Origin of the sequence: Flavobacterium sp. 1 (assembly GCF_002797935.1) — a bacterium.
In the GTDB taxonomy this organism is placed as follows: Bacteria; Bacteroidota; Bacteroidia; order Flavobacteriales; family Flavobacteriaceae; genus Flavobacterium.
The window spans coordinates 4,660,149-4,678,189 of the sequence record NZ_PGER01000001.1 but is presented as its reverse complement, the minus strand read 5'-3'; the positions used below and the strand labels follow the sequence as shown (position 1 = coordinate 4,678,189).

At 33.3% G+C, this 18,041-nt stretch carries 16 protein-coding genes; 5 read left to right on the top strand and 11 right to left on the bottom strand.

What is annotated here, in order from left to right:
- Nucleotides 1–10 precede the first annotated feature (10 nt).
- Nucleotides 11–493, top strand: a complete 483-nt coding sequence (locus CLU83_RS19010) for a dihydrofolate reductase (protein ID WP_100433061.1) — start codon at nt 11–13, stop codon at nt 491–493.
- 108 nt (nt 494–601) lie between these two features.
- On the opposite strand, the gene rodA is transcribed toward CLU83_RS19010, so the two are convergent.
- Genes rodA through purH form a run of 6 tightly spaced genes read right to left on the bottom strand, consistent with a single transcriptional unit; the run spans nt 602 to nt 7,771 of the window.
- Nucleotides 602–1,837, bottom strand: a complete 1,236-nt coding sequence (rodA, locus tag CLU83_RS19005; RefSeq protein WP_100433060.1) for a rod shape-determining protein RodA — start codon at nt 1,835–1,837, stop codon at nt 602–604.
- 14 nt (nt 1,838–1,851) lie between these two features.
- Entirely contained in the window at nt 1,852–3,789 is a 1,938-nt protein-coding gene (mrdA, locus tag CLU83_RS19000) for a penicillin-binding protein 2 (protein ID WP_100433059.1), read from the bottom strand.
- On the bottom strand, nt 3,786–4,292 hold the full coding sequence (locus CLU83_RS22585; RefSeq protein WP_100433058.1) for a rod shape-determining protein MreD: 507 nt from the start codon (nt 4,290–4,292) through the stop codon (nt 3,786–3,788). The genes mrdA and CLU83_RS22585 overlap by 4 nt, the downstream gene beginning before the upstream one ends.
- Nucleotides 4,285–5,109, bottom strand: coding sequence for a rod shape-determining protein MreC (mreC, locus tag CLU83_RS18990; RefSeq protein ID WP_100433057.1), 825 nt, complete (start codon nt 5,107–5,109; stop codon nt 4,285–4,287). Before mreC ends, CLU83_RS22585 begins: the two co-directional genes overlap by 8 nt.
- A gap of 52 nt (nt 5,110–5,161) precedes the next feature.
- Nucleotides 5,162–6,190: a rod shape-determining protein gene (locus tag CLU83_RS18985; RefSeq protein WP_100433056.1), complete on the bottom strand. Its 1,029-nt coding sequence runs from the start codon at nt 6,188–6,190 to the stop codon at nt 5,162–5,164.
- 54 nt (nt 6,191–6,244) lie between these two features.
- Nucleotides 6,245–7,771 (bottom strand): bifunctional phosphoribosylaminoimidazolecarboxamide formyltransferase/IMP cyclohydrolase, encoded by a 1,527-nt coding sequence (gene purH / locus CLU83_RS18980; protein ID WP_100433055.1) that lies wholly within the window; start codon nt 7,769–7,771, stop codon nt 6,245–6,247.
- Between the two features lie 244 nt (nt 7,772–8,015).
- On the opposite strand from purH, the gene CLU83_RS18975 reads away from it, so the two are divergent.
- Both CLU83_RS18975 and CLU83_RS18970 read left to right on the top strand, forming a co-directional pair.
- Entirely contained in the window at nt 8,016–9,263 is a 1,248-nt protein-coding gene (locus CLU83_RS18975) for an ABC transporter permease (RefSeq protein WP_100433054.1), read from the top strand.
- Between the two features lie 105 nt (nt 9,264–9,368).
- A complete protein-coding gene (locus CLU83_RS18970; protein ID WP_100433053.1) occupies nt 9,369–10,253 on the top strand; it encodes a cupin-like domain-containing protein in 885 nt (294 codons plus the stop codon).
- Between the two features lie 92 nt (nt 10,254–10,345).
- Here CLU83_RS18970 and accD read toward each other — a convergent pair whose 3' ends face one another.
- The 3 genes from accD to CLU83_RS18955 all read right to left on the bottom strand — a co-directional run bounded on the left by accD (nt 10,346) and on the right by CLU83_RS18955 (nt 15,030).
- On the bottom strand, nt 10,346–11,200 hold the full coding sequence (gene accD / locus CLU83_RS18965; RefSeq protein ID WP_100433052.1) for an acetyl-CoA carboxylase, carboxyltransferase subunit beta: 855 nt from the start codon (nt 11,198–11,200) through the stop codon (nt 10,346–10,348).
- A 70-nt stretch (nt 11,201–11,270) separates the two neighbouring features.
- The gene (fbaA, locus tag CLU83_RS18960) at nt 11,271–12,338 is read right to left on the bottom strand and encodes a class II fructose-bisphosphate aldolase (protein ID WP_100433051.1); all 1,068 of its coding nucleotides are present in this window, start codon (nt 12,336–12,338) and stop codon (nt 11,271–11,273) included.
- Nucleotides 12,339–12,408: 70 nt separating this feature from the next.
- Complete coding sequence (locus tag CLU83_RS18955; protein ID WP_100433050.1) at nt 12,409–15,030, bottom strand: BamA/TamA family outer membrane protein; 2,622 nt, start codon at nt 15,028–15,030, stop codon at nt 12,409–12,411.
- Nucleotides 15,031–15,076: 46 nt separating this feature from the next.
- Between CLU83_RS18955 and CLU83_RS18950 the strand changes: the two genes are divergently transcribed.
- Nucleotides 15,077–15,811, top strand: coding sequence for an RNA methyltransferase (locus CLU83_RS18950; protein ID WP_100433049.1), 735 nt, complete (start codon nt 15,077–15,079; stop codon nt 15,809–15,811).
- Between the two features lie 194 nt (nt 15,812–16,005).
- Here CLU83_RS18950 and CLU83_RS18945 read toward each other — a convergent pair whose 3' ends face one another.
- Nucleotides 16,006–16,716 (bottom strand): porin family protein, encoded by a 711-nt coding sequence (locus tag CLU83_RS18945; RefSeq protein ID WP_100433800.1) that lies wholly within the window; start codon nt 16,714–16,716, stop codon nt 16,006–16,008.
- A gap of 21 nt (nt 16,717–16,737) precedes the next feature.
- Nucleotides 16,738–17,469: a bifunctional demethylmenaquinone methyltransferase/2-methoxy-6-polyprenyl-1,4-benzoquinol methylase UbiE gene (gene ubiE, locus CLU83_RS18940; protein ID WP_100433048.1), complete on the bottom strand. Its 732-nt coding sequence runs from the start codon at nt 17,467–17,469 to the stop codon at nt 16,738–16,740.
- 215 nt (nt 17,470–17,684) lie between these two features.
- Between ubiE and CLU83_RS18935 the strand changes: the two genes are divergently transcribed.
- Nucleotides 17,685–18,002, top strand: a complete 318-nt coding sequence (locus CLU83_RS18935) for a hypothetical protein (RefSeq protein WP_232727187.1) — start codon at nt 17,685–17,687, stop codon at nt 18,000–18,002.
- Nucleotides 18,003–18,041 lie beyond the last annotated feature (39 nt).

Sequence of the window (18,041 nt, the reverse complement as noted above, 5' to 3'; positions counted from 1 at the left end):
ATCTAACATTATGATTATCATGATTGCTGCTGTTGCCGAAAACAATGCTCTGGGAAAGAACAATGAATTAGTTTGGCATTTACCTAATGACTTCAAAAGATTCAAAGCCATAACTACTGGCCATCATATAATAATGGGGAGAAAAACATTTGAGAGTTTCCCCAAACCACTCCCTAATAGAACGCATGTTATAATAACCAGACAGAAAGATTATAACCCAAAAGATTGTATCGTAGTGGATAGCATTGAAAAAGCTCTTGCTGTTTGCCCAGAAAATGAAACTTCATTTATAATTGGCGGAGGGGAAATTTATAATTTAGGAATTCCGTTCGCTGATCAGTTAGAAATTACGAAAGTGCATCATAGTTTTGAAGCTGATGCCTTTTTCCCAGAAATCAATTCTGATGATTGGAAAGAAGTCCAAAAAGAATTTAATCCAATAGACGATAAACACCAATTTGCGTATACCTATCAAACTTTTATCAAAGTATAATTTTATACCTTAAAAATATATAAAAACGCTTAAATTTTTTAATTTAAAATCTTCGTCTTATATCTAAAATTCAATAAAAATTACCAGACAAAAAAACTGATTAAAGAGTTACCATTCATTCACTTTATTAGCATCCATTTTAATAAAAATAAATAATAAAATAGTGAATCCCCAAAGTCCTGATCCCCCATACGAGAAGAAAGGCAATGGTACTCCAATGGTTGGAAAAACTCCAATAACCATTGCAATATTTACAAAAAAGTGAATAAATAGAATACCTGCAACACAATAACCATATACTCTGCTAAACTTAGTTTTTTGCCTTTCTGCGAGGTAAATCACTCTAAGAAACAAACCCGTAAAAAGAGCTATTACTACCAAAGAACCAACAAATCCCCATTCTTCACCAACAGTTGTAAAAATATAATCGGTATGCTGTTCCGGAACAAAACCTCCTTTAGTTTGGGTCCCCTCAAGAAAGCCTTTGCCTAACCAACCTCCAGAACCAACAGCAATTTCAGACTGATTAGTATTGTATCCAATACCTTTCATGTCAACTTCTTTACCTAACAATATATTAAATCTGTCACGGTGGTGCTGTTTGAAAACATTTGTAAAAACATAGTTTACAGATAAAACAAAGCCTGAAATAAGCGCAAACAGTATACCGCTCAACACTATATTTCTATCAGCAATTCTTGACTTATAATGAATCAGAATAATAACCAAAAGCGATATTAAAATAACGTATTGAGGATCTAATATCAATGTCAGCATGAACAGTACTATTGTTATAAAACCGGTCCAGACATACCAAGCAGGCAATCCTTCTCTAAATAAAACAATAATAAAAATACTGTAAATCAGAGCACTACCCGGGTCAGGCTGTGGCAAAATGAGCATAACCGGTAAAAAAACAATGGCTAATGCCTGTACCTGCCTGTTAACTTCTTTTAAATTTATCTGAGTGTCACTAAGGTATTTTGCAATAGCTAGTGAAGTTGCTGCTTTTGCAAATTCAGAGGGCTGTAATGTAAAACTCCCAAATCCGTACCAACAGCGCTGTCCAGCAATTGTTTTACCAAATACAAACAGACCAGCAAGTGATATTAAAGAAATGACAAATATGATACTTGCATATTTTTCATAAAATTTACCATCGATATACAATAAAATAAAAATCATTGGAACAGTTAAACCAATAAAAATGGCTTGTTTTTCATACGTCCCTTCTGTAGAAGACAATGAAGAAGAATAAATATTTAACCAACCCATACACACAAGTGCTATATAGATAATGATACATATCCAATCAATATTGCTCGATAAACTTTGATTTTTCATCTGATATGAATGTATTATTTTTTGGTTTTGGTTGTGTCAATTTTTTGCAAAGCTGCTTTTGCTTTACTTTGGGTAATGGAATCCTTAATTCTTAATTCCTTTTTTACTTCTTCTGAAAGCCCTCCTAATATTGCATATCTGCTCTGTAAACTCGTATTTAAGACACGCGTTTCCAAATCAGTCCTTGTGATTTTTTTTCTAAGGTATTTTTCAATCATCAAACTGGCAATAGGACCTGCAATAGTTGCCCCAAAACCTCCATTCTCAACCAAAACAGCTATGGCTATTTTTGGATTGTCTTTTGGTGCAAAAGCGACAAAAATAGAATGATCCTTCAACTGAACTCTCTTGCCTCCAATTTTAGCAAAATTTTCGGCTGTTCCCGTCTTTCCGCAAATATCAATTCCTTCAACTCGCAATGCATAAGCTGTCCCTCTATTATAAACATCAAAGAGTCCACTTATCATAGGAGGGAAATATTTTGGATCAATGGTCGTCACATGCTTAGTCGTAAACTTGGTATCTATTTTTTCTCCCTTTATTTTTTTAATAATATGAGGCGTGTAATAATACCCATGATTGGCTACTGTCGCCATCATATTCGCCAACTGAATAGGAGTCACCAATACCTCCCCTTGACCTATAGCATTTGAAATAATCGTTTTCCCACTATAACCCCACCCTGGATACATTTTTTTATATGTTTTTGAAGTAGGAATCTTTCCACTTTTACCCGTTGGTAAATCGTAACCCATAAACTGTCCGAGTCCAAAACTTTTAACATGATTACTCCAAACATCCACAGCGTAAGGAGTATTTTTATATTTGCCAATAGTCCTCAAATACACATTCGAAAAATAAGCGTTACACGATTTGTAAATACCGACATGAAAATCCAATACACCACCACCGCAATGACAACGTTGAAATCGGCCTGGGGCATAATAAAAACCGTGATTACAAACAAAAGTAGTTTTTTCATCTATAACCCCCTCTTGTAATCCAACAAGACCAGTCATAATTTTAAATGGAGATCCCGGCGGATACTGTGCCAATAACCCTCTGTCATAAAGTGGATTTGCAATAGAATCATGATATAATTTGGTATAATTTTTAGAGCGCTGTCTTCCCACCAAAATTCCAGGATCATAAGACGGTGCCGTTACAAGTGCAAGAATCTCACCTGTTGCTGGTTCAATAGCCACAATTCCTCCTCTTTTATTTACCATTAACTGTTCACCATATTTTTGGATTTCTGCATCAATAGTAAGGTTTATATCCTCGCCTTGAACGGCGATTGTATCAAATTTACCTTCTTTATAAGAACCTATTTCTCGGTTGAATTTGTCTTTTTGAAAATATTTAACGCCTTTTACACCTCGAAGAATTTTTTCATAACTTTCTTCTACTCCTTGTCTTCCTATTAAATCTCCACTTTTATAATAGTGGTTTTTTTCAATAAGCTTTTCATTTACTTGCGTTATAAAACCAAAAATATTAGCTCCATAATTCACTTCATAATCACGTAAGGAACGTTTTTGGAAATAAAAACCTTCAAATTTTCTGATTTTTTCTTGAAAAGCTGCAAATTCATTTTTATTCAGTTGAGCCAAAAACACTGAAGGCAATCTAGGGCTGTACACTTTTGCCTTTTCTATTTTTTTTATAAAATCTTCCTTGGTTATATTCAATAATTTACAAAACTCAAGAGTATCCGTCTTATTTAGTTCTCTTGGGATAACCATGATATCATAAGAAGGCTGATTGGCTACTAATAAAACACCGTTTCTATCATAAATATAACCTCTCTCTGGATAATCATATTTTATTTTTATGGCATTATTTTCCGATTTTAGTTTAAACGAATCGTCAATAATCTGCAGGTAAAAAACACGTATGATTAACAAAGATGCACCAATAATAATTAAAGCTGGCAACAAGACTTTTCTCATCGTTTATTTGGCTTTATAAGGTAAATAAGGATAATACAGATTAATATAGTAAACAGCGAACTTAAAACTGTCCGAATCAAAACATCTAAAATGAAAGAAATTTGAAAAGATTCCAATAAAAACAATGCGCTGTTATGTGTAATAACAGCCAATAAGATAAAGGTGAACCGTTCTGGTGTTAATACATCATTTAACTTAATGGTCTGATATTCATAACTAAGACCAAATGAAAATTTAAAAAAAACTGGTCTCAAATAAGCCAAAAGTACACAAGCAGTAGCATGTACTCCTCCTGAATTACAAAATAAATCCATAACCAAACCTAAAAAAAAACTAGCAATAAGAAGATTTGCTTTGTTTCCGTTTACTGGATAAAGAATGATAAAAAGGATGTAGGGAAATGCACTTATATAACCCCAAAAATTCATATTATTAAAAACTAGAATTTGTAAAGCCAATAAGAACACAAATCGAAAAACGTTCACTAACAACGTGCTATTCATCTTTTCTTTGGTTTTCTAAATTTTTAATTTCTTCGCTGTTTTCAGTTTTTATGATATAGACATGCCCCAAATTAGTCATATCATTAAAAAGTTTTACAGTAATTGTGTAATAATGAGTTTCAGTATCAGTTTGCAATTTATCAATTGTACCAATTCCAATGTTTTCGGGAAAAATAACAGATTGTCCACCAGTTACGATAGTGTCTCCTTTTTTGACAGTTGCCAATCTTGGAACATCCAACAATTGTACAAAACCAGTATTTTTTCCATTCCAATTTAGAGTTCCAAAATGATCTGAATTTTTAATCTTCGCATTTATTTGCGATTTAGTATTAAGTATACTTATTACTGTCGAATAATTGGCAGAAACATCATCTATAATACCCACAATTCCTAAGCTGTTTATTACACCCATATCAGGTTTAACTCCAGACTTAGTCCCAGCATTCAACGTTAAAAAATTCTCAACTACATTGAATGAGTTATGGATTACTTTACACACAACAATGTCTTTGGGCAAAACACCTTTTAAACTGTCTAAATTTGGAATCTTGGCAGAATCTTGAGTTTTAAACAACAGACTTTTTAAGTTAGCATTCTCTATCGCAAGTTCATTATTTTGTTCTCTCAGATGAAGATATTCTTCTACAGAATTTATTTTTTCGTAAACACCGCCACTCAAAAAATTGGCTGAACTGATAACTTTACTTCTATGAAAAGAATGGGACTGAATGGTAAGAGATAATGAAATACCCAAAAGCAGCAAAAACAGTATTCTATTACTGTTTTTTATAATAAATGAAAATATTTGCTGCATTTCTTAATTGTATATATTGAGTGTTAGATATAAACTAATTTCAGTAAAAATATTACTTAATCAAAATGTTTTTAAACTTTGTAATGTTTTTAAGAGCCATTCCAGTTCCTCTAACTACGGCTCTCAACGGATCTTCGGCAATATAAACCGGTAAATCTGTTTTTTGAGAGATTCTTTTATCGAGACCTCTTAACATCGATCCACCGCCTGCAAGATAGATACCCGTATTATAGATATCAGCAGCTAATTCGGGAGGAGTTTGAGACAATGTTTCCATTACGGCATCTTCAATTCGCTGAATCGATTTATCCAATGCTTTTGCGATTTCTCTGTAGGACACCTCAACTTGTTTTGGTTTCCCCGTTAATAAATCCCTCCCTTGAACTGACATATCTTCTGGAGGAGTTTCTAAATCTTCAATAGCTGCACCAATTTGAATTTTTATTTTTTCAGCAGTACTTTCCCCAACAAATAAGTTGTGCTGTGTACGCATATAGTAAACAATATCATTGGTAAATACGTCTCCGGCTATTTTAACTGATTTGTCACAAACGATTCCGCCTAATGCAATTACCGCAATTTCTGTTGTTCCCCCGCCTATATCAACAATCATATTCCCCTTTGGCTGCATAATATCGATACCGATACCAATTGCCGCCGCCATAGGCTCATGTATCAAATATACTTCTTTACCGTTTACCCTTTCACAAGATTCTTTTACCGCTCTCATCTCCACTTCGGTAATCCCTGAAGGGATACAGACTACCATTCTTAAGGCAGGTGTAAACATTCTTTTTTTCAATGCCGGTATGCTTTTGATAAACATACTGATCATTTTTTCAGAGGCATCAAAATCAGCAATTACACCATCTTTTAAAGGCCTGATTGTTTTAATGTTTTCATGTGTCTTCCCTTGCATCATATTGGCTTCCTTACCAACTGCAATAATTTTGCCTGATATTCTATCACGCGCAACTATAGACGGACTGTCAATTACGACTTTGTCATTGTGAATGATTAAAGTGTTTGCTGTACCAAGGTCTATCGCAATATCCTCGGTCATGAAATCAAAAAATCCCATATGCCTTTTAAGGGTTAAAAAGTTATAAATAATTTACGCACAAAGTTAAACAAATTAATGTTTGAAATGACGTGTTCCTGTAAATACCATCGCAAGATTGTTTTCATTGCAATAATTGATGCTCAATTCATCTTTGATTGATCCTCCCGGTTGAATTACCGCAGTTATTCCTGCTTTTTTAGCTAACTCAACACAGTCTGGGAATGGGAAAAAAGCATCACTTGCCATTGAAGCGCCTTCTAAGCTAAATCCAAAAACTTTTGCTTTTTCGATGGCCTGCAATAACGCATCCACCCTTGAAGTTTGTCCTGTTCCAGAAGATATCAAAGTTCCGTTTTTAGCAAAAACAATCGTATTTGATTTGGTATTCTTACACACTTTGGAAGCAAAAATCAAATCCTCAATTTCTTGCTCCGTAGGCGATGTTGCTGTAACGGTTTTTAAGTCCGCTTTAGTATCAGTAATATTGTTTCTTTCTTGAATTAACAAACCGTTAAGACATGTTCTTACTTGTTTTTGAGGTAAATCAACTTCGTTCTGAATCAATATAATCCTATTTTTCTTTTCCTGTAAAACTGCAATTGCTTCAGCATCATACGAAGGAGCAATAACTACTTCACAAAACAGTTTATTAATTTCATTGGCCGTTGCCACATCAATTGTTGTGTTGGCAATCAATACTCCGCCAAAAGCAGATGTTGGGTCACAAGCTAATGCAACATTGTATGCTTCAGAAATGGTTTCTCTGGTTGCTAATCCGCAGGCGTTATTGTGTTTTAAAATAGCAAATGTTGGATCGTCTGTTTTAAACTCATGAATTAAGTTTACAGCAGCATCAACATCCAGTAAATTATTATATGACAATTCTTTTCCGTGAACTTTAGTAAACATCGCTTCAAAATCACCAAAGAAGAATCCTTTTTGATGCGGATTTTCACCATATCTCAATACTTGACCATTTTCTATACTAGCTTTATATATTGTTTCATCAGTATTAAAATAGTTAAAAATTGCACCATCATAATGCGAAGAAACATGAAAAGCTTTAGTTGCTAATAATTTTCTGTCAGCTAATGTTGTAGCTCCGTTTTGAGCACTAATCATATCTAAAAACAAACCATATTGATCCATTGACGGAACGATCACAGTGTCTTTAAAGTTTTTAGAGGCAGCACGAATTAATGAAATTCCGCCAATATCTATTTTCTCTATTATATCTTCTTCACTTGCTCCAGAAGCTACTGTTTTTTCAAAAGGATATAAATCAACAATTACCAAATCAATTTGAGGAATTTCATATTCCTTCATTTGCTGCACATCACTTTCGTTGTCTTGACGATTTAGGATACCTCCAAAAACTTTTGGGTGCAACGTTTTTACCCTTCCACCAAGAATTGATGGATAAGAAGTTACATCTTCAACAGGTATTACAGGAATCCCTAAATTTTTAATGAATTCTTCCGTGCCTCCTGTAGAATAAAAAATTACATTTTGCTCATGTAATTTTCTAACAATTGGCTCAAGACCCTCTTTTGAAAAGACTGAAATTAATGCAGATTGAATTGTTTTTGTTGTGCTCATTGAGTAGTTATAATTTTAGAGTGCAAAAATAGTTTTTTTTGATAATATAATTCAATAAAAAAGATGTAACAATCTCTTAAAAAATCATACCTATTGTTAAATATATTTTTTTAGGCTTTTTACAACCGCCTGGATGAAATTTCTTAATTATTAAAATAAAAAAACGGTTTCTGACAACCAAATTTTAAATACTTTTCGGAAGAAATAAAAAGATAGAATTTTACAGTAATACAAATTTAAAAATATGCTAGTTTACCTACGATTATTAAAAGAGAGTTTTGGTTTTGCTATGAATGCTTTGCGAAGCAATAAATTAAGAACATTTCTTTCTTTATTGGGGGTAACTATTGGGATATTCTCGATAATAGCTGTACTTGCTGCAGTTGACTCTTTGCAGAAAAAAATTTCCAAAGATTTGAGCAGTATGGATAAAAACACCATTTATTTATTAAAATTCCCATTTGGCCCTTCAGACATACCGCAATGGAAAAGAGAACAATTCCCTAACGTAAAATATTCAGAATATATTTATTTAAAAGATGCAATGACGCATACGGATGAATTGGGTTACCGCATATTCACCAGAAGCGAATCTATAAAATATGGAACCAACATTGTAAGTAATGTACAAATATTGCCAGTCTCCCATGAATTTATTGACATTGAAGGCCTAACATTTGAAGAAGGGAGATTCTATAATGAGTCTGAAGCTAATTCTGGCGCAGCAGTAATTGTTTTAGGTGCTGATATTGCAAAATCACTTTTTGAAGACACATATGCTATAGGAAAAAATGTAAGACTGTATGGTCAGAGGTTTACCGTCATAGGAGTTTTGAAAAAAGAAGGATCTACCTTTGGAGGGAGTAACGACTCTTCAGCTTACATTCCTGTGAATTTTCTTCGAAGAATGTATGGCGATAACAATCCTAACTTGACAAATGTTATCATATTCAAACCTGAAAAAGGAGTCGATATGGAAGAGTATAAAGGTGAGATTTCACAAAAACTCAGGAATTTTAGAGGATTGAAAGCCGGAGAAATTGATAATTTTTTCATTAATGTTTTTGCAGGGTTTCTTGACATTATAGATCAGTTTTTAGGAACTTTACGTATTGGAGGAATCTTTATAAGCCTTTTTTCGTTTTTAGTAGGCGGTTTCGGTGTTGCCAATATTATGTTTGTTTCTGTAAAAGAAAGAACGAATTTAATTGGAATTCAGAAATCGTTAGGTGCTAAAAACCGATTTATATTATTTCAGTTTTTATTTGAAGCTATCATTCTTTGTGTGATTGGCGGATTAATTGGACTTTTTATGGTTTGGATTATATCTATGCTTCTCACAAAATTATTAGATTTTGAATTTGTATTAAGTCTGCTTAATATTTTAATTGGTTCTGGATTATCGATTATTGTAGGGGTTATTTCTGGTATTATTCCTGCAATTGCCGCCTCCAAGCTAGATCCTGTTGAAGCTATCAGAACTGGAATATAAGCCGTTAGCTGCTGTCAAATTATTGTTATTTAAGCGTAAATTTTGGTGAGCGATAAATATTTAATTAGTTTTGGATAAACATCCAATAATTTAATATTCTAATAGATGAGCTTTATTTTAAAAAATGTAGATACAGTTGACTCTATTACTAGAGAGAATTTTAAAAAAAACTATTTAGACAAAAGAAAACCTTTAATTATAAAAGGATTAACAAACGATTGGTCTGCCCGTGAAAAATGGTCAACCGAATATTTCAAAGAAATAGCTGGAGATATTGAAGTAAAGCTCGTGGATAATTCCAAAGCTGATCCAGCCAAAGTTATCAATGCTTCAATTGCCAGTATGAAATTTGGCGAATATCTGGATCTAATAAAAAGAGAACCTACGGAGCTTCGCATTTTTTTCTTCAACCTTTTTAAGCACAGACCGGAATTAGTTAATGATGTTAAAGTCCCCAAAGACTTAATGGGCGGTTTTATAGAAAGTATGCCTGCCATGTTTTTTGGCGGATCCAAAGCAATTACTTTTTTACATTATGACATTGATTTACCGCATCTTTTCCATACTCATTTTGGAGGACGAAAACACATTATCTTATTTGACAATAAATGGAAAAAAAGGCTTTACTGTGTTCCCAACACCACTTATGCATTAGAAGATTATGATGTTGCCAATCCAGATTTCGAAAAATTCCCTGCATTAAAAGGAGTTGAAGGATATGAAGTTTTTCTTGAGCATGGAGATACTCTGTTCATGCCAACTGGAATGTGGCATTGGATGCGCTATATCGACGGTTCTTTTTCCTTGACTCTGCGCGCTTGGGACCGGTCAGTTACTAGGAAAGCAGCGAGTGTTTGGAGTTTGTTTATGCATGGAGCTGTAGATAGTGCTATAAAAGTCGTCTTCAAAGGGCGTTATGCAAAATGGAGAGAAAAATTGGCTTTCAAAATTGCCGAAAAGGAACTAAAAAAAGGCAGACCAAAAAAATAGCACAATTTAGAATTATCATTTCTGAAAAGACAAAACACAAAATCCCAAGAAAATTTTCCTTGGGATTTTGTGTAATTTTAGAAGTTTAAAAACTATCTAATAGGATTATTTTGAATCAAATCAAGATATAAATTAATCTTGTCTTTCAATTCTTTTCTTGGTGTAATAAAATCTAAAAAACCATGTTCAAGTAAGAACTCAGCAGTTTGAAATCCTTCTGGTAAATCTTTACCAGTAGTATCTCTTACTACGCGTGGTCCCGCAAACCCAATTAATGCACCAGGTTCTGAGATATTGATATCTCCTAACATCGCATAAGATGCTGTAGTTCCTCCTGTTGTCGGATCTGTACAAAGAGAAATATAAGGCAGTTTTGCTTCCGAAAGCTGTGCCAATTTCACAGATGTTTTTGCTAACTGCATTAAAGAGTAAGCAGCTTCCATCATTCTGGCACCTCCTGATTTGGATATCATTACAAAAGGAAGTCTGTTTTTAATTGCAAAATCAATTCCTCTTGCTATTTTTTCTCCAACAACAGCCCCCATTGATCCGCCGATGAATGCAAAATCCATACAGCAAATTACAACCTCTTTTCCTTTGGATTTTCCAACTCCAGTACGCACAGCGTCTTTAAGTTTTGTTTTTTCCATTACTTCTTTCAATCGGTCTGCATATTTTTTTGTATCAACAAAATGCAGAGGATCTTTTGAAGTCATGTTTTTATCCAACTCAACAAACTCATTATTGTCAAATAAAATATCAAAATAGGCTTCACTCCCAATTCTAACATGGAAACCATCTTCTGGACTTACAAATAAATTACGAGCCAATTCATCGGCATCAATAATTTTTCCTGTAGGTGATTTGTACCAAAGCCCTTTTGGAATATCCATCTTGTCTTCGGTAGCCGTAGTGATTCCTTTTTCTTTTCTTTTAAACCAAGCCATATTTTATAATTTATAATTTAAGATTTACTATATACGATAAATCATATATAGTAAATCTCAGTATTGCAATCTATAGTGTATTCACGTTATTTAAGTCAGCAAATGCCTGCTCAAGTCTTGAGATGAAAGTTACTTCACCTTCACGTAACCACTTTCTTGGGTCATAATATTTTTTGTTTGGAGCATCAGAACCAGTTGGGTTACCGATTTGAGTTTTAAGGTACTCAATGTTGTTTACCATAAAATCACGGATACCTTCAGTAAATGCAAACTGCAAATCAGTATCAATATTCATTTTTACAACACCATAGCTAATTCCCTCTCTGATTTCTTCCAATGTAGAACCTGATCCACCGTGGAAAACAAAATCAACAGGATTTTTTCCAGTTTTGAATTTGTCCTGAACGTAATCTTGAGAATTTTTTAAGATTTTTGGAGTTAATTTTACGTTACCTGGTTTGTAAACCCCGTGTACGTTCCCAAAAGAAGCAGCAATTGTGAATTTTGGGCTAACTTTTGATAATTCTTCGTAAGCATAAGAAACTTCTGAAGGCTGAGTATATAATTTTGAGCTATCTACATCAGAGTTATCTACACCGTCTTCTTCACCACCAGTGATTCCAAGTTCGATTTCAAGAGTCATTCCCATTTTGCTCATTCTAGCTAAATAACCTTTACAGATTTCGATATTCTCTTCGATAGGCTCTTCAGATAAATCAATCATGTGAGAAGAGAATAATGGTTTTCCAGTTGCTGCAAAATGCACCTCTGAAGCATCTAATAATCCGTCAATCCATGGCAATAATTTTTTAGCACAGTGGTCAGTGTGCAAGATAACAGTTGCTCCGTATGCTTCAGCTAATGTATGAATATGTTTTGCTCCTGCAATACCACCAGCAATAGCGGCTTTTTCTCCAGCATTAGAAAGTCCTTTTCCAGCATTAAATTGTGCTCCTCCGTTTGAAAATTGGATGATAACTGGTGCGTTTAATTTAGCAGCAGTTTCTAGTACTCCATTAATTGTGTCTGATCCGATAACATTTACAGCAGGAAGTGCAAAACCTTTTTCTTTTGCATAGTTAAATATTTCTTGTACTTGATCGCCTGTAGCTACTCCGGGTTTAATATTGTGTGCCATTGTAATTTTCTTTTAATTGTTTTTTTTAGTTTTTAGATTATAATTTGCAAAAATAAGAATTAATTAGCACTTAAAAAGGGTAATTGATACCAAAATTAAACACAGAATTTGCAAAATTATATTGGGTAAACCATCTTTCCCCTATTTCCTTGGCTGGATTATAGGTTTTGAATCCTAAATCGAGCCTTACAACAAAGAAACTTAAATCATATCGGAGACCAAATCCTGTTCCTACAGCGATTTCGCTCAAGTCTTTTATGCTGTTAAATTTTGCTGATTCATAAGTAACGGCATCAAGAACGTTCCAAATATTCCCTGCATCCGCAAAAAGAGCTCCACCCCATTTGCCAGCAATTGGAAAACGATATTCGCCACTAATTGCTATTTTCATATTGGCTTCATTAAAATCATTGGAGAAAGAACTGCTTCCTGGCCCAAGATTGTAAGGCTGCCATGCTCTGTTGTCATTCGATCCTCCCGCAAAGTAACTTTTTGAGAACGGAATAGAATTTGAGTTTCCGTATGGTATAGCGATCCCGAAAAAGCTTCGCATGGCAAATATGCCAGACTTGCCAATACTCCAATGCTTAATCAAATCAAATTCTGTTTTTATATATTCAGAATATTCTAAATTAAAAATCTCATAATTCCCGTTTTGATTTTTAGGAATATTTCCAATTGCAGATATTGCAGATAATATGGTACCTGCCGATTCTAATTTTGTTCTGAAAGTATAAAAATCATTGTCCTGCAGATCTTTTCTGCTTGTTTTCGTGAAATTAAAATTAGTAGCCAGAATAAAATCATTATCGGTGAGCCTTATTCTTTGCTGTTCAATACTATTTACATTTTGAAACTCAACATCATTTGGTGTTAAAGCTGTTTTGCCCGTTAAAACTTGATTTGTAAAACCAATTGTTCCGCTCTCTACAATCAAATTTCCATTTTCAACATTAGATGATTCTATATTATAAGTTTTAGCAATATCATTTAAAGCATCATAAGAACTAGTATAAACATGGAAATAATTGCTAGCATTCAGATTTCGGACAAACTGAAAATTCAAAAGATCCAATCGGCTGGTAGTGTTTTTCTTTGGTGTCCAGTTGTATGAAAAAGATCCCGTAAAGTTTTCCTTATCTAATCCAATATTGGTTTGTTTAGAAAGACCCAGACTAAACACAGTAGAAGGAATCATGCTTTTCGGAATTATTTTTTCTGTTTTGACAGGAAATAATACTCGAGGGAAATTTAATTTTGCATCCACACCATACTCAGACACATTAAAAAAACCGGCATTCGAATTAGCAATATCGTTCGATGCTCCAATATTTCCTCTAGCCGAAAGTTCTAATGTTTCGGCTCCATTAAATACATTCCGCACTGTTTCAGTAATGCTTCCAGTAACCCCAAAATCTTCTATATTCGAATGGGTAGCATCTAAAGTATAGCCAAAGCTGTATTTTTTTCGAGGGGTTAAATAAATTTTGGCCACCAAGGATTGTGCCGTTGTGTCTTTTTTATCAACTTCATACTGTATGGTTGGGTAATTAAATGTTTTCAGATTATTCAGATATCTGGTGGATAAAACGGTTTTGGTATCACTAAAGACATCTCCTTTGGTAATAAATATGGCATCGGTTATTGCGTGCGGGGTATATTTTATTTTTTGAAAACCATATAAAGTCATATTATTGTAAGCCACACTGTCTCTAACGGGCTGGTTGTGATTTGTAGCTGAGTAGTCGGTGTAAATTTTAATATCGCTGATTTTGTATATTTTAAAAGGCTCCGTTTTTGTAGAGTCGTTTTCCTGATAAGAATAATTTTCAACATTTAAAACTATTGTCGCTTTGTTTTTCTTATTGATAGTATCTATGTCAAAATTGACATAATTGGGCTGAAAACGAAATGCTCCATGGTTTCTAAAATAAGTACTAATTTGATTTTTTTCATTTTCAAAATCCTCTGTTTTATATTGATTTCCGGGGATCAGCACTGATTTTATCTTTTGGTAAAGCGAATCTAAAGCGGGAGTCTTTATTTTTGTCTTTACAGAATCAATAAAATAGGGATTTCCTGTAACCAGAAAGTACTTAATCTGAGCTTTTTTAGGAGCTAAAGAATCTATTTTGTATGATGCTTTAATATCAAAATAGCCATTATTAAAATAATAACTTTTAAGCCTAGTCAGTGATTTTACAGCTCTTAAAGTATCCGCTAGTACTGGTGCTTCCCCCGTTTGTTTTAAAAAGTTATGAATTCCAAGATACCAAAATGATTTACGGAGTCCTTCAATTTGTTTTGCAGAAAGCCATCTAACTTCTCTGTCGTACTTTTTTTTATTATTTAAATATTTTAGATTAAAAGTAGAATCAGGATTAGGATTAGCCAAATTGTAGATATTCAACAGCATTCGATATCCCAATATGCTGCTGTTGGGCTGCTGATACAATTGATCGTAAATCGTTTGGTTTTTGAGTAATTTATCATTCTCAAAAATTTCATTTTTAACAAGGAGCTGTTTTCTGGCAGGAACTCTTTTTTCTGAATTACAGGCATAGAAAAGAACACTAATTAGAATAAATACTGCTATTTTTGCACCATTCTTTTTTCTCTTAAGAAGTATAGATTGCCTTAAATTTTTGGCTAAACTATTTTTTATTTTTAAGGAAAAAAAACATTTATTCATTTGGGAATTCGTGTTATAGAATATTAAATTCAAAAATACATCTTTTATGCTTAGTAAAAACCAAATAAAACTTATATCTAGTCTGCAGCAAAAAAAATACCGTTTTGCTAATCAATTGTTTTTTGCTGAGGGTGTAAAAGTAATTCAAGAATTAGTAAAATCAAATTTTGAACTGGAACATCTTTATACAACTAAAGAAGATTTTAAGGCGATTGCGCCCAATAAAATAACGCTTATTACTGAAAATGAATTAAATAAAATAAGCGCCCTTTCTACACCAAATACTTGTTTGGCTGTATTTAAAATTCCGATGGAGAGCAAAATCATTGAATCTGGATTGGTACTTGCTTTAGATTCCATCAGAGATCCTGGCAATATGGGGACTATTCTCAGATTGTGTGATTGGTTTGGCATTAAGCAGCTGGTTTGTTCAAAAGAAACTGTTGATATTTATAATCCAAAAGTTGTTCAGGCAACTATGGGATCCATTACCAGAGTAAACGTTAATTATGTCGATTTAGTACCTTTTTTGGAAAAAACTAAACTGCCTGTTTTTGGAACTTTTATGGACAGTGACAACATTTATAAAACAGCTTTACCGCAGGAAGGCATTATTGTTATGGGAAATGAAGCAAATGGCATTTCTGAAAGCATAGAAAAATTAGTTACAAAAAGAATCACCATTCCTCGTTTTGGTGAGCTTCAAATTACCGAAAGTCTGAATGTAGCCACAGCAACAGCTATTATTTTAAGTGAATTTAGAAGACAAGGCTTGAATTAAAATTCCAAATCTTAGTTTGGCCGCAATTATAAATGACTGCAAAAATGCCAAATCTTTCTCTTTAGCCCTGATCGAAACGGCATCCTTTGCTTTTTTCTTTAAAAAAGCAAAGATATAGTGAAGAGCAGGTCCCATGTTTCTAAAAATGCCTTCTGTTATTGCTTCTAAAATTAACTATTGAGCAGGTTCAGGCTCTAATGAAAGGTGAAATTAATTAAAATTGCTCTCGATTTCATAGATTCTATATTGCCTGTCCAAGGGCTGTTTGGATCTTTATCCCGAATTAGTTCGTCAGAAATTCCAAATTGTCCTCTAATAGAAGGCGAGAATATAAAATACTCTGAAAAAATATCAATTCCAATTCCCAATTCATAATTAGTAGTCCACGTTTTAACTCTAAATCGTTCTTCGAGATTGTCATCTAAAGATTTTGCATTACTGGATAAATTTAAATTTGCAGATACGCCTCCCAATAAATAAGGACGTATATTTCCAGTTCTAAGTGCTGAAAATTTCAGCAATAACGGAAAATTAACATAAGTGCTGTTCACCTCTCTTATAGCGTCACTCGAAGAGTTAAAAGCAGCGTTTGGAGCATAATGCAACGTTCTGTCCGAATAATAAAGACCAGGCTCAAACCGCAAATCTAAATACTCCTGAAGCCTGAAATTAGTTACCAATCCAACATTAAAACCGCCCGATTTGTCTACTTGTATATCGGGACCTACTGTTTTATAGTCAATTTTGAAATCATAAGAGTTGAACCCTAAGAAAAATCCAAAATAGAGTCTTTTCTTCTGCCAGTTCTCCAAGTTAATGATCGGATCCTTACTGAAAATTCCTTTACTTTGAGAAAATCCTTCTACAGCAATACTCAATAAAATTAATACAATTATTTTTTTCATATTATGCTGCATATTTTAGTATTATTTTTTGGAAGCGACGTAAATAGTTGCAACGCCAAATGTTTGAGGCATAGCATTCACCATTATAAACCCAGTTTTTCTCAAAATATTGTTTAAAGCTTCACCGTAAGGAAAAGCAGCCGCAGATTCAGATAAATACCCATAGGCTACATTATCTTTTGAGAAAATTTTTCCAATAAGAGGCAAAATATTTTTACTGTAAAAATTATATCCTTGTTTATAAGGCGTTTTATCAGGTACCGAGGTTTCTAAAATTACAAATATTCCGCCCGGTTTTAATACTCTGAGAATTTCTGAAAGTCCTGTTTCAAGATGTTCAAAATTCCTGACACCAAAAGCTACAGTTATGGCATCAAAATAATTATCCTCAAAAGGCATATTCTCTGAGTCAGCTAATACCATTTCGATAGTTTGAGACAGCTTTTTTTCCTGTATTTTTTTAGTGCCAATTTCGAGCATTCCAGCCGAGATATCAAGCCCGATAATTTTTTTTGCTTCGGTCTGTGCCATTAAAATAGCGAGATCACCAGTTCCAGTAGCAATGTCTAATATCGTTTCGGGATTAGTTTCGGCAACCAATTTCAAAACTTTTTTTCTCCATTTAACATCGATTCCAAACGAAATAACTCGGTTAAGGTTATCATAGTTACCGGAAATAGTATCAAACATTTTGGCAACCTGTTCTTTTTTACTGAGAGATGAATCTTTATAAGGTGTGATTTCTTTTGGCATTTTTTTAATTTCTACAAATATAAACAAACTGTATAAACTATAAATGTGTTTTTTTTTTGCCGTGTAAAATTTTATTCTGTTTTAATTGCACTACATAATTTTAGAATCAGCTTTAATTTTTAAATGAAAAATAATTGAAATATCACTAAAAGTGGGTATTGTGAATACTGTTTTTATTACTGATGTTTGTACTTTAAAATTTAAATATTTTTGAAATGATTAGACGGGAATTAATGACCCAAACCAAATGGATACTTCTTGCGCTATTTATCTCATTTGTTCTTGTACTGTTTTTTGAAGGTACTGTCAGTAGTGGCAGTATTATTTTAAAAGCGCAAAATACGTTCTTAGGATTAAATTTGTTTTTGGAAATTTTAATTTTCTTTGCCTTTAGTACCTTTGTGGTATTTGGTACTAAAGGCTTTTTTGAGTTGTACTCTCAAAAATTATCAAATTATATTGTCCTCACATCGGGGATAATATTGATATTTGTGATTTGTATATTATGTTATCAAATCGTAGTACAGGAATAGGTCATTCCGCTAATCATTTTAAAAAAAGCATTCTAGCAA

Coding starts and splice junctions, on each gene's coding strand:
- CLU83_RS19010 (WP_100433061.1), top strand. CDS start 11: ATGATTATCATGATTGCTGCTGTTGCCGAAAACAATGCTCTGGGAAAG.
- rodA (WP_100433060.1), bottom strand. CDS start 1,837: ATGAAAAATCAAAGTTTATCGAGCAATATTGATTGGATATGTATCATT.
- mrdA (WP_100433059.1), bottom strand. CDS start 3,789: ATGAGAAAAGTCTTGTTGCCAGCTTTAATTATTATTGGTGCATCTTTG.
- CLU83_RS22585 (WP_100433058.1), bottom strand. CDS start 4,292: ATGAATAGCACGTTGTTAGTGAACGTTTTTCGATTTGTGTTCTTATTG.
- mreC (WP_100433057.1), bottom strand. CDS start 5,109: ATGCAGCAAATATTTTCATTTATTATAAAAAACAGTAATAGAATACTG.
- CLU83_RS18985 (WP_100433056.1), bottom strand. CDS start 6,190: ATGGGATTTTTTGATTTCATGACCGAGGATATTGCGATAGACCTTGGT.
- purH (WP_100433055.1), bottom strand. CDS start 7,771: ATGAGCACAACAAAAACAATTCAATCTGCATTAATTTCAGTCTTTTCA.
- CLU83_RS18975 (WP_100433054.1), top strand. CDS start 8,016: ATGCTAGTTTACCTACGATTATTAAAAGAGAGTTTTGGTTTTGCTATG.
- CLU83_RS18970 (WP_100433053.1), top strand. CDS start 9,369: ATGAGCTTTATTTTAAAAAATGTAGATACAGTTGACTCTATTACTAGA.
- accD (WP_100433052.1), bottom strand. CDS start 11,200: ATGGCTTGGTTTAAAAGAAAAGAAAAAGGAATCACTACGGCTACCGAA.
- fbaA (WP_100433051.1), bottom strand. CDS start 12,338: ATGGCACACAATATTAAACCCGGAGTAGCTACAGGCGATCAAGTACAA.
- CLU83_RS18955 (WP_100433050.1), bottom strand. CDS start 15,030: ATGAATAAATGTTTTTTTTCCTTAAAAATAAAAAATAGTTTAGCCAAA.
- CLU83_RS18950 (WP_100433049.1), top strand. CDS start 15,077: ATGCTTAGTAAAAACCAAATAAAACTTATATCTAGTCTGCAGCAAAAA.
- CLU83_RS18945 (WP_100433800.1), bottom strand. CDS start 16,716: ATGAAAAAAATAATTGTATTAATTTTATTGAGTATTGCTGTAGAAGGA.
- ubiE (WP_100433048.1), bottom strand. CDS start 17,469: ATGCCAAAAGAAATCACACCTTATAAAGATTCATCTCTCAGTAAAAAA.
- CLU83_RS18935 (WP_232727187.1), top strand. CDS start 17,685: ATGATTAGACGGGAATTAATGACCCAAACCAAATGGATACTTCTTGCG.